Here is a 12841-nt window from a genome sequence, read left to right on the forward strand (position 1 = left end):
AGCAACGTATTAGTTAATGACAGCACAGCAATAGGCTTTGACGGAAACCAAAAAATCAAAGCCGTGCAGTCTTAGTTAACAACATTAACCTGTGGAGACGCCCATGAAAAAATTAAACGTGTTAACAATTGTTATGGCTATTTCGGCTGTTGGTTTCGTGCATATCACAATGGCTGAAAGTGATGAGGGTAGGGTGAGTTTATTGGCCAGCAAAAAAACCACCGAGGCCATAAAAGACATAGACAACAGCAAGTTAGATGTTAAAAAAACCTCGGTCGAGGCTCTAAAAAATGCCGCCAGCAATTCCTTTTCTTTGGCGCAAATTAAAGCCCAGCAATTAAACTACCCAGAAGCCAAAGCGTATTACCAGCAAGCGGTACAACTCGATCCGGACAATACGCTGTATTTGAATAGCTTGGGCCTCCATCTTTACACCATGGGCGAATACACCCAGGCCGAACCCTTGTACCGGCGCAGTTTAGCGATAAGGGAAACAGCCTTAGGCAAAAACCATCCAGATGTCGCCATCAGCCTGAACAATTTGGCGGCGTTGTATCACGCCCAAGGCCAGTATGCCCAGGCCACCCCCTTGTACCAGCGCAGTTTGGCGATAATGGAAAAAACCATGGGCAAAGACCATCCGGATGTCGCCATCAGCCTGAACAATTTAGCAGGGCTGTATCAAACCCAAGGCCAGTACGCCCAGGCCGAACCGGTGTACCAGCGCAGTTTGGCGATACTGGAAACAACCTTAGGCAAAGACCATCCGGATGTCGCCCAAAGCCTGAACGGTTTGGCAGCGTTGTATCATGCCCAAGGCCAGTACGCTCGGGCCGAACCCTTGCTCCAGCGCAGTTTGGCGATAAGGGAAAAAACCGTGGGCAAAGACCATCCGGATGTCGCCCAAAGCCTAAACAATTTGGCAGCGTTGTATCAAACCCAAGGCCAGTATGTCCGGGCCGAACCCTTGCTCCAGCGCAGTTTGACGATAAGGGAAACAACCTTGGGCAAAGACCATCCGGATGTCGCCACCAGTCTGTACAATTTGGCAGTGTTGTATGGTGCCCAAGGCCAGTACGCCCAGGCCGAACCTTTGTACCAGCGCAGCTTGGCGATACTGGAAACAGCCTTGGGCAAAGACCATCCGGATGTGGCCCAAAGCCTGAACAATTTAGCAACGGTGTATCAAACCCAAGGCCGATACGCCCAGGCCGAACCCTTGTACCAACGCAGTTTGGTGATAATGGAAAAAATCATGGGTAAAGACCACCCAAATGCTCAAACCGTCAGGGAAAACTTAAAGGCGTTGCAGGTACTTATTAAGCAACGTTAATTCGAATTCCAGGTACGCAAAATTCAACAGGGCTTACCCCATTAAAAATCCACCCTATTCAATCGCTCATATGAACACACAAAAAATTAAAAATCGTTTGGTTTCATTTGGCTGGTCTTTTTTATGTGGTTCTTTCGTCTTATCGCTCTTCATTATTTTCCTTGTTCCCTTCCTTTTTAACACTAAAGAACTGGTCGATGCCACCGTTTCGGCAATCGGTTTGATTCGATGGCGAAACTATAAGGGGTTACTGGCAACTTATCTTGGGGCGTTTTTGTTTGGCTGTATTTTAGCGGCGCTCGGTATTGTGTTCGGTAATAGCCACTCAGGCTAGCCTAACAGAAATGCCTAAACATTAGATGCATTACGCTCACGCTAATGCGCCCTATGACTACCTCAACATTTTTAATCACACCTGCACCAACCTTAAGGTAATTGTGCTGTGGCAACCGGTATCGCTCCACCTTCACCCAAAATAACAAACGGTGCCCAGTAAGCCGGATGCGAAGGGATGTATTTGCCTTCTAAGCCTAATTTGCATTTCCAATTGCAACGGGTCTCTCTGTTGATCACCTGCTGCATACTGTGTTGTAACGCTTCTGCGCGGCTCAAGGTTGGGTGGTCGTGCAAGTCATTAAACAAGTGGCGGGTTAGGTGTTGCATGGCGTTAGCTTCCACTGGCCATTGCGAGGCCAATACGCTACGCGCACCGGCCACAAAAAAACCTTTGGACAGTTGCGACAGCCCTTCGGATGTGCCTTGCAGGGTGGCGGTATTGCAGGCCGCCAGCAATACCCAGTCGGCATCCAAATCTAAGGCGGCGGCTTCGCCAGCGGTCAGGTAGCCGTCATCTTTGCCGCTACTTTCCAGCGCCGGTGTTAAATTCAGGTCAGCTTCATCTACGGATTTATCGCTTTTAGGTGGCGGTGTCAATACTAGGCCAGATTCACCGATTTCAGGCAACAGCGCATGGGTGGCAAAGCCAACAATACGGTGTTGGCGCAAGCGCCCTGAATCGCTGAGTTGTTTTACTTGGCTTTCGGTAGCGGATTGGTCCAGATAAAGTGCTTTGGGGTCTGTTAAGCTTGTTACACCGAATAAGGCGGCAATGTCAGTTAACGCGATGGCCGTTTGCGGTACGCTGACCAGATTCTCCCGCAGGGTTTCGCTGGGGTCGCCGCCCAGTGCCACGTATTGTCCCAAGCTTTGAAACTGTTCTGATGGTTGGCTTGCTTTGGCAACCAGGTTTTCTTTGAGTAACGGGTCGCCAAAACCGATGAACGGGGCTTTGGCGTGCGAGCCTTGCCGCAGGTTGCGGTTGCCACGCAGATAGGCCAAGGAATGCACGGCAGGCAGGTAAGAGAATGCGTAGTGCCGTGCCAGCCAGTCGGCATGGGCGTAATCGCCGTGTTGCGTATCAGGAGTGGCGGGTGGCATGGTTTTTACCAACAAATGCAGCGGCAATTGTTGCAAAGCACCGTCTGTTACAGCAAGGATGTGTTTTACGCCGTTTAGCTCCGTTTCGATGGGTTTAAATATCTTTTCATATAAACCGTAGGCGTATTTTAACTCGAAGGGTTTTAATTCTTGCTGTGGGTTTTTCAGGGCTTCACTCAAGTGGGTCACGCTATTACTTATGGCTTGATGACCTCTGTCAAGACGATGCAACACCGGTGCTTGCCCAGGACGCACCACAAACACATAGGAAGCTTCTTCATCCACCAGGTAGGTCAGCAGCGCTTCATCAGGTTTTAACAAGGCTTGCACTTTCTCTAAAGTAATGGGTTCTGGGTGAATTAACTGGGCATAAGCTGGAAAATCCTGCTGCAATGCCTTGTCTAGCTTCTCAATTTCCTGTTCCGCCACTTGTTGTTTTATTTGTAACTCTTTGGCTATTGCGGCGCTTTCTTGGCCGGGTTTGCTCAGCATTTCAACATAACGTTTATCCAAATTTTGCCAAAGCGTTTGTTGGTTCCACAACATTTGCACTTTTTTCTGGATGTCTGGATTGCGGCTACTTAAGCGCAGCGCAGTTTGTTGTAGGGATTGGGTTCGTTGGTCGCCGTGGGCAAGTTGCAGGGCTTGAAAGGCTTCGGGCAGATTTGTTAGCTGGCCTGTTCTAGAAGCCGCCATTAACTTTTGTTGTAGACGAACCAATAATCGGGCGGTATTTTTCCGGTTGTCGATAAGCTCGGCACTTTGAGACGAGCCATTACTGGAAGCGCTTTTATGTCCAGTCAGTGTTTGTATTTTGGCATGAATGGCTAGAGATTGCCGGGTAAAGTCCAGGGCTTTAACGGTGTCCCCTTTTTTATCGTGTAATATAGCCATAGCACTTAAGGTGATGGCGATAGGCGGATTATTGGGGTAATTGGCCTGCTCTTTATCAAGCACTGCCTGGTACAAAGTTTCAGCTTTGGCCTGACCATCACGATCACCAATATCCCGATAAATGCCAGCTAAGTTTCGCTGGGTTTTATTAATTGTGGGGTGATACGCAGGCAGTATTTTTTGTTGGATGGCTAAGCTTTGCTCATACAAAGGCTTGGCTTCTTTATATTTTTCCTGATCCTGTTTCTGGTCTTGATAGCAGGTTGCCAAATAATACAAGGTATCTGATAGTACTTGAGCATTGTCGTCTGACGGCATTGCCTTCGCCACGGCGAGCGCCTGTTTGTAAAGTGTTTCGGCTTTTTCAAAAAGCGCCTGGCTTTTGCTCCCATCTAGTTTTCCTGCTTGCTGCTGGTAAAACCGAGCCAAGTTATTCATACTATGCGCAAGATCGGGGTGGTTTTTCCGTAAGGTTTTTTGGCGGATAGCCAGGCCATTTTGCAGCAGTGGTTCAGCTTTTTCGTATTGTTCTAGAGCAACATACATATAAGCTAAGTTCGACATCACCAGTGCAATATTGGGATGTGATGGCGGCAATTCTCTTGATGCAGTGGCCAACGCTTTTTTTAAGTAGGGTTCTGCCTTACCGTATTGCCCCAAGGTCATATATAAATTGCCTAGGTTGTTATAAGACTGACTAAGACTGGGAGAGCCATCTGGATTTAAAGTCTCTTGCGTTTTCGTACTTTCCAGAAAGAGTTCTTTTGCTTCCTGATAGCGGCCTTGTTGCATGAGCGTGGTTGCCAAATTGTTTTGACATATAGCGATTGCCCCAAAATTCTTAATTGGGTAATTTTGCCGTCTCTCCAAAACTTGCCGGTATATCTTTTCCGCATTACCCGTCATCCCTTGATCCGAATAACTGAGTGCAAGGTTGTTCAGTGCATTAAAAGTGAAAGGATGATTTTCGCCATGTAATTTACGCAGGATATCGAGACTTTGTTGCAAGAGCTTTATTGCTTCGCCGTAGCGTCCTTGCTCTTGCTCAAGTCTTGACAAACTGTACAAGGCATCGGCGAACTTGTCTTGATTTTCTGGCGGGGCTTTTTGCAGGATAGTTAGGCTGTTTTGCAAATTTTCTTCGGCTTCAGCATAGCGTCCTTGTGCGCGGTTAATGTCGCCAATCTCTGAAAATGATGCCCCTATATCAGGATCATCTGCCGATAAGGTTTTTTGCCGTATCGTTAGGATTTCGTGCTGCAGTTCTTCGGCTTTGCCATAGTTATTTACATCCATCTCAAAATGTGCGTATAAATCAAGTGCATTCAGTAGAAAGAATACAAATTGACTTTCTTGTGAGAATGTGTTTCTTGCGATGGCTTGCGCCTTTTTAAAAAACGTTTCTGCTTCGGCATAGCGATATTCTGCCTTACGAATCCCAGCTAGCGAAGTTAAGCACCCGACTAAACTTACTTTATTATAGAGAATTTCTGATCCCTTGTAGTCGTTTGCCAAATCTTGCTTCGAAAAGTTAATGGTGTGTAGTTTTTCTGGTGACTTTCCTTTCAGGGTCTCCACGCATTGCTGGTAAAAACTACCGGCTTGTTTTAGGTTATCTTGGTTGCGAAACAATCCCCCAATGTCTGATTGGCTGGATGCGACCTGGCTCAGAGCCTCGGCTGCTTTCAATTGTTGTTTCGCCTGGGTGAAATTGCCTGCTTCCCCTGCTTTTATACCAGCTTCTATAAGGTCATCCCACGATGCTCCCGCTACCGTATTTGCTTTAGCATCCGCCAGAACGGCCTGAAATATTTTTTCTGCTTCCTGGAAATTGCCCGTATCTCGGGCTTTTTTTCCTGCCTCTCTGCGCTGATTCCATTTGCTTTCAAGCTTATACCATTTAATCTCGTTATCGACATTATCCCAATCAGTCAACCCCTGCTTAATGGTGTTGGCTTCATTTTCCGTAAGGGCATGGCTAAAAGTACCCGTGGCTACAGCCTGTGCTGCCAAAGATAGTTTTAATTGATTCTTACCCAATAATTGTAAATTGACACTAAAGTCAGGGTTTTTCAATGCCTTAAAGGTAATTTGGCAGTTGTCGTCAAATTTATAACGAAGCGGTTGATTGACAGTTGTTTCTTTTTGGCCTGGACATTGGGTTTTACCTTGCGTCCAGCCTGCGCCTGCCTCATTAAACATCCAGTTGCCTGTAACTTGGCATTGCTTACCCTCAATCGTAGATTTTCCTCGGTAGGCATAGTTGCCCTGTGGCTTTGCTGATGGACAGACAGTAGTAGAAGCCTTAAATTTTAAAGTATGCCAACCGGCTTGTAATTGCAGCCATTTTTCCTGGTATAGCGGTAAATCCTCAGTTGGCTTGCCATTGTTAGCCCAATTTAGTTGTCCTTGATTAATGGTCTTGGTTTCATCCGATGACAGTGGATGGCTAAGTGTACCGAGAACTTCAATTTGTGCGTCTTCAAGTAATTTTATTCTGCCATCGCGCATGACTTGAAAATCATTTGAATTATCGGGGGACGTAGAACGACCCCGACAATTAGAACCCAGCTTGTACTGAAACGGAGTGATCTTTGGTTTTACAAGTTCAGGGCAGTTACCACCCTTCCTGTCTTGCAAACCACCACCCTTACCATCCAATAACCAATTACCAGAAATCTGGCATTGCTTACCTTGAATTTGCACGACTCCCTGCACCGAATAGTTCCCCTTCAGCGTAGCATTTGAACACCCCGCATAAACGTGGCTTGTAAAAAATATCAAGCTAACGGTGTAAAGCCAAAATTGCTTGCTGCTTGCCATGTAAACCCCCTATTTCGTTTAGCACACAGGGGCATGTATCTTTTTTCATGTAAGCCCTTTCGTATATATACACAATGTTGCCCGATTTTAACACTGTTTACAAATACTTATTCAAGTCCCTTTTTGAAAAGACAGCGCAGGCTGATTGATTCAATGTTCAAGCTGTTTACCGCCAGCAACTAAAAATTCCATAATTATTTTTTGGCGGTTTAACCCGTTTTCTCAATAAGCACCGTATTACTAAGTAACAGCAAGGAAGCTAGTTTTTCTAAAAATAGAAAACAAATCCATGATTTTGTTTTTTGTTAAAAGATACCCGTCAACTGCAAATATATTCTTCTAAATACTATTTAATTAATGAAGAAATAATATTTTCAAAATATTTAATAAATAGGGTAACAAATATTATTATGTAATATTTTGGTTTAATAAAAATTAAAATAATATGTATTTTTAAACAATTAAAAATTAAATAGGTATATTTTATGAAAAAATCTAAAACAAATCAAACAAAAGCAAATCAGTCTTTTTCTTTATACGACTTCAAAACCAAGCGTAAAATTAACGAAACAAACAATTCTAAAGACACACAAGAGCTTCCAAAACACAGTTTATTAGAAGACTTTCAGGCACTAGTCATAGGTACTTTATTTGTCAGTTTAGGTTTGGTTTTTTTTAAGAATACCGGATTAACGACTGGTGGTACGGTAGGCTTAGCGATTCTTGGAAGTTATGCAACATCTATATCATTTAGTTTATTATTTTTTATCATCAATATTCCTTTTTATTTCCTGGCTTGGAAAAAAATGGGATGGTGTTTCACATTAAAAACAGTATTAGCAGTTGGATTACTGACAATATTAAGCGAGCTGCTGTCAAATTGGATAATACTGCAAAGTATTAATCCAGTTTTTTCAGCAATAGTTGGCGGGTTACTCATTGGTGTAGGTTTGGTTATTTTATTCCGGCATCGAATGAGCTTAGGTGGATTAAATATATTTGTTTTGTGGTGCCAAGAACGCTTTGGTTGGCGTGCAGGCATAGTAAAAATGATAGTTGAGGGGACTATATTATTCGCCTCATGGCCGTGGCTGGATATTAAAAATATTGGTCTATCTATTATAGCCGTAGTAACTATAAATCTTGTGCTTACTATAAATCATAAACCAGGTCGTTATATGGCTGTCTAAAATCACTTGGATTTATAACACCATCTTTTCGCTTGAATGAAATGAAGCCAAAACGGTTTGATGTTTGCCATGTAAATCCCCTCTCGTTTCAGCATAACGCCTTAGTATAAAGGGGCATGTATTTTTTTCGTGTAATATCTTTCTTATATATACATAATTTTAATACTATTTACAAATACTTATCCAAGTCCGTTTTTGAAAAGACAGCGCAGGCTGATTGATTCAATGTTCAAGCTGTTTACCACCAGCAACTCAAAATTCCATCACTATTTTTTTGTGGTTTAACCCTTTTTCTCAAAAAGCAACGTATTACTCAATGACAGTACGGTAATTTTTTTACAAAAAACGGATATTTTGTTCATTCATGGCAAATTTGAACTGCATTTTCTGTTTCATGGCTAAAAACCGAGTATTAGTCATCAAAAACCGGCCATTGATCATCTTGTTATGGTGGTGTTGCTCTTTCTGAGAATAATAAACAATCAGAAGCTAAAGCGATTAATAGTTGAAGCATTTTGTAACTGTATATTTACAGAATTGCATAAATCACGTTGGCTTCATTTACTGAAACTGAAAAAGGAATATGTCATGAAAAATCTTAAAAAATTAACAACATTAAGCTCTGCCGTCATAGCCTTGCTGGCCGTTGGCTATACTAATTCTGCGGGAGCTACCTCGGTTGTTACCCAATGGAACGATGCCGCGCTGGCAGCCATTCGGGTAAGCCACCCAAGCCCAACCGTTGTATCCAGAGCCCTGGCTATTACCCACACCTGTATTTATGATGCCTGGACTGCCTATGACCAAAACGCTTTAAGCTCGCGCCAGAATAAGCAATTGTTACGCCCCAGCAATGAACATAATACCGCTAATAAAACTATGGCAATCAGCTATGCAGCACACCAATGTTTGACTGATTTATTTCCAGATCAAGCAGAAAGCTTTGATAGCTTAATGTTGATGTTGGGTTATAACCCAACTGACAACAGTGTAGATATGGCATCACCTGCCGGCGTTGGCAATCTTGCGGCTTATGCAGTATTAAATTTTCGTCATCAGGATGGCTCCAACCAGTTAGGTAACTTACAGGTAGGCTCTTATGCCGATTACACGGGTTACAACCCTGTCAATACTATTGCAGAAATTATTGATCTTAATCATTGGCAACCGTTGTTTGTTAACGGTAAGGCACAACAATTTGTTACACCGCATTGGGGCAAAGTCACACCGTATGCGTTAACGTCTGGCAGCCAGTTCCGAAAAGAATTGCGAACCCCAGCAGACTACAACAAAGAACCCGAACGTTACCTGAGCCAAGCGACGGAAATATTGGGTTACACTGCGCATTTAACGGATGAGAAAAAAGCCATAGCCGAATACTGGGCTGATGGTCCATCCTCAGAATTACCACCTGGCCATTGGACAATTATTGCATCTAACTGTGTATCGGCACGCGACAATTACACGCTAGATCAGGACGTGAAACTATTTTTTTCCATGACCAACGCTGTGTTTGATGCCGGAATTGCTGTGTGGGATGCCAAACGCTATTTTGATTATGTCCGGCCGGTGACTGCTATTCGCTATCTGTTTGCAGGCCAACGGGTTGCCTCCTGGCAAGGTATGGTTGACGGAGCCAATTGGGAACCTTACCAGCCAGCCAATTCAGTAACACCGCCGTTTGCCGAATACATTTCTGGCCACAGCGCTTTTAGTACCGCTGCCGCAGAAACCTTAAAGCTTTTCACCAATAGTGATCTGCTGAATTGCTATGCTACGGTAGCCGCTGGTTCATCTAAAGTAGAGCCCGGTGTAGTGCCCGCTGAAGATGTCTTCTTATATTGGGGCACATTTACCGATGCCGCCAATGAGGCGGGTATTTCACGGCGCTATGGTGGCATCCATTTTAGTGACGGTGATTTGGAGTCTCGTAAGCTAGGTCGTCTGGTTGCTCAGCAAGCCTGGGAAAAAACGCAGATGCTTTTTAATAACGATGAGAATAGCTATCGATTAAGACAGGATAATTAACATTCAACCGATAAATACAAAATATAATAACAGTGTGGGCAAATATCACTGTCCACATTACTGCCCGCTATAAAACATCATTGAAGGTATTTATGCCACATTTTTTTGATTTTTTCTCAAGCAATTACCCGCCTAAATTAAATTTAGCCATTACCACACAGCGCAAAATGTGGCTTAAAAATTTTCTACAGGCATTTTTGGTGGTTTTTATTGTTTATGTTGCCATGTACTTAATCCGCAATAATTTCAAGGTAAGTTCGGGGACACTTAAAGACCAGCTAGGTTTTTCCACGACCCAAATTGGACACATCGGGCTGGCATTTTCAATTACCTATGGTATCGGTAAAACCCTGCTCGGTTACTTTGTCGATGGCAAGAATTCCAAACGCATTGTTTCCGTATTGTTAATTTTATCAGCAACCTGCGTCATGTTAATGGGCGTTGTTCTGTCTACCGAACAACATGCTATGGGCTTCTTATTATTACTCTGGGGATTGAGTGGCTTATTTCAGTCCGTGGGCGGCCCTGCCAGCTATGCAACCATCATGAAATGGACACCGCGTCGGCAACGTGGCCGATGGCTGGGTCTTTGGAACACCTCGCATAATATTGGCGGCGCGGTGGCAGGCATCTTGGCTTTATGGGGAGCAAATATTTTATTTGAGGGACATGTTTGGGGCATGTTCATTTTTCCGGCTGTTATCGCATTAGGTATTGGCATTATCACATTATGTATTGGTCATGACTCCCCAGAAGCGCTGGGCTTGGAACGCTGTGAAATTTTGTTTGATGAACCCATTGCAAGCGAAGACCTTGCCGCAGACAGCCTTAGCAAATGGCAAGTGTTTATCCGTTATGTCCTGAAAAACCAGTGGGTGTGGTTACTTTGTTTGGCGAATGTGTTTGTGTATGTCATCAGGATTGGCATTGATAACTGGGCACCTTTGTACACCAAAGAAATGTTTGGCTTTACGCAAATGCAGCAGGTAAACACGTTGTTCTATTTTGAAATGGGCGCTTTAGGTGCATCGTTAACCTTGGGTTATATATCAGATTTAATGGGCGGCCGCCGCGCCATTGTCGGACTAATTAGCTTGTTACTCATGACCTTCGCTATTTTAGGTTACCGCTACGGCAGCTCACCGACACATATTTATTTGTCGTTATTTTGTATGGGTCTGTTGATTTTTGGTCCCCAGCTTTTGATTGGTGTCTCAGCTGTAGGTTTTGTGCCCAAACAAGCGGTGACTGTTACTAACGGCACAACCGGTACATTTGGCTATTTATTTGGTGATTCGATGGCCAAAGTTGGGCTGGCGGCTATTGCTGACCCAGAAAAAAATGGCCTGACTTTGTGGGGGCATAATTTACATGGCTGGAATGACACCTTTGTCGTATTTTATTTTGCCTTGGTATGTGGCGCAATCTTACTGGCTATTGTGGCTTATGGTGAAGAATGCCGCATCCGTAGACTGATTGCTCAGCAGCCGTACTGCTAAAGCTTAATTCCGTTTGTGATTTTCCTGACGCTGGCCTTATTCCTTCTCAATAAAAATGATGAATGCTGCTTATTCATCATTTTTGCTCTGCACCATCAATATTTTTCTCCCGCTTTAACCCCTTTCTCCGCTTTGAGCCGTACTAACTGTTAACGGCACACTGATTAGTTTTTACAGTAATCAGAAAATTAAAGCGATCACTGCAATTTTGGATTTTCCCAATTTAGTGCCTGTTTATAACGTTATCTAACGGTATATCGATAATTATTTTTTCAGAAATTTAACCCGCTTTACATATTCAGTGCGTATTAATCAATGTAGCAGTAAAAAGCTACAACATAGAAAACTGATCCGTCACGGTCTTTATGCGTGATCTATCCAGTTCAGGTTTTTTATAACAATCAAAATCAGGAGGTGTGCTTTTATCCAGTTACAAGCGCGTTAGAAACAAAGAGGTTTATTTAATTATTTTATTAAGGAAATTTTATGAAAAAGTATGTAATGGCAATTGTCGGTAGCTATCTATCACTTCATGGTTTATCCAGCCTGGCTGCAACACCACAAGTTGTTTCTGCTTATGTGAGCGCCGCCTTAAAAAGCGATGGCAGCGTATGGGCGTGGGGCGATTCATGTAGCAGTAATATCGCCAAACAACTGAAAAACAACGCGGGCAGCAATATCAGCGGCGTTAAAGGCATTGCGACGGTCGGTTATTACGGTGTCTTGTTGATAAATTCTGACGGTAGCCTAACGCGGTCTCAAGGTTGTGGTGGTAGTTGGGATACGGTCAAAGATAGCAGCGGTAATTCTGTCACCAACGCAACCCAAGCTTCTGGCGCGGGTAGTACGGCGTTTGTAAAAACTGATGGCACAGTGTGGAATTTTGGCAGCAATGCTTACGGTCAACTGGGTACAGGCAGTGCTGGCGGTGCAAGTAATGACGCTGTTCAAGTCAAAACAGGTGCAGCGGCGTTTTTAACCAGCGTAAAAGCTGTCCGGGTAAACGAGCTTTATTCGGTGGCTTTAAAGACCGATGGCACGCTGTGGACGTGGGGTTATTCCTGGAGAACACCAGGCAATTATTATGCGACTCAGCTGAAAGACAGCGCTGGCAATCCAGTCACCAGTGTCAGCAGTATTGGCGCGGGTGGACACGATGTGTTCCATTTTGTCAAAACCGACGGCAGCCTTTTTGCAGTGTCCGTTAGAAATGGCAAGGTGTCTCCTATAAAGAATGCCAGCGGTGCGGCTTTGACCAATATGCTGGGTGTTGATGGCACTAATATGTATGGCGCGGATGCAGGTGTTGCCGTTGCTACTGGCGGTAATGTTTGGCAGTGGGGACAGAGTCCTAACGCTTTCTCAGCGGGTGACTCGGCCTTTCAGGTAAAAGCGACTGGTAATACCTTGTTGACTGATGTGAAAGTGGTTGCAGGCACCATTTACAACACGTTGGCACTAAAAAATGACAGTACGGTATGGCAGTGGGGTACTGGTGGCCAGGGTGCAAGCACACCCGTAGGCGGTTTTATTGCGTCGCAAGTGATGGACACCAACGGCAAACCCTTGTCATTATTCACTACCGTACACTTTTTTTCATGTAAAAAAGTCATTTAATTTTCAAATTGTTACTTTTA

Annotated in this window: 7 protein-coding genes; 6 read left to right on the forward strand and 1 reads right to left on the reverse strand. The window is 44.1% G+C overall.

The window, feature by feature from the left end; translation table 11 throughout:
- The first annotated feature begins 103 nt into the window (after positions 1-103).
- Complete coding sequence (locus tag CRENPOLYSF2_RS12755; protein WP_176371122.1) at positions 104-1333, forward strand: tetratricopeptide repeat protein; 1230 nt, start codon at positions 104-106, stop codon at positions 1331-1333.
- Between the two features lie 70 nt (positions 1334-1403).
- Positions 1404-1667: a hypothetical protein gene (locus CRENPOLYSF2_RS12760; RefSeq protein ID WP_087144330.1), complete on the forward strand. Its 264-nt coding sequence runs from the start codon at positions 1404-1406 to the stop codon at positions 1665-1667.
- 92 nt (positions 1668-1759) lie between these two features.
- On the opposite strand, the gene CRENPOLYSF2_RS12765 is transcribed toward CRENPOLYSF2_RS12760, so the two are convergent.
- Entirely contained in the window at positions 1760-6487 is a 4728-nt protein-coding gene (locus tag CRENPOLYSF2_RS12765; protein WP_087144331.1) for a CHAT domain-containing protein, read from the reverse strand.
- Between the two features lie 485 nt (positions 6488-6972).
- Here CRENPOLYSF2_RS12765 and CRENPOLYSF2_RS12770 point away from each other — a divergent pair, with 485 nt between their 5' ends.
- The 4 genes from CRENPOLYSF2_RS12770 (at position 6973) to CRENPOLYSF2_RS12785 (ending at position 12821) form a co-directional block, all read left to right on the forward strand.
- Positions 6973-7677, forward strand: coding sequence for a YitT family protein (locus CRENPOLYSF2_RS12770; protein WP_087144332.1), 705 nt, complete (start codon positions 6973-6975; stop codon positions 7675-7677).
- 588 nt (positions 7678-8265) lie between these two features.
- A complete protein-coding gene (locus tag CRENPOLYSF2_RS12775; RefSeq protein ID WP_087144333.1) occupies positions 8266-9705 on the forward strand; it encodes a vanadium-dependent haloperoxidase in 1440 nt (479 codons plus the stop codon).
- Positions 9706-9797: 92 nt separating this feature from the next.
- Positions 9798-11204 (forward strand): hexose-6-phosphate:phosphate antiporter, encoded by a 1407-nt coding sequence (gene uhpT, locus CRENPOLYSF2_RS12780; protein ID WP_087144334.1) that lies wholly within the window; start codon positions 9798-9800, stop codon positions 11202-11204.
- A 486-nt stretch (positions 11205-11690) separates the two neighbouring features.
- Positions 11691-12821, forward strand: a complete 1131-nt coding sequence (locus CRENPOLYSF2_RS12785; RefSeq protein ID WP_087144335.1) for an RCC1 domain-containing protein — start codon at positions 11691-11693, stop codon at positions 12819-12821.
- Positions 12822-12841 lie beyond the last annotated feature (20 nt).

The sequence above is a fragment of the Crenothrix polyspora genome, from assembly GCF_900163755.1.
Classification (GTDB): Bacteria; Pseudomonadota; Gammaproteobacteria; order Methylococcales; family Methylomonadaceae; genus Crenothrix; species Crenothrix polyspora.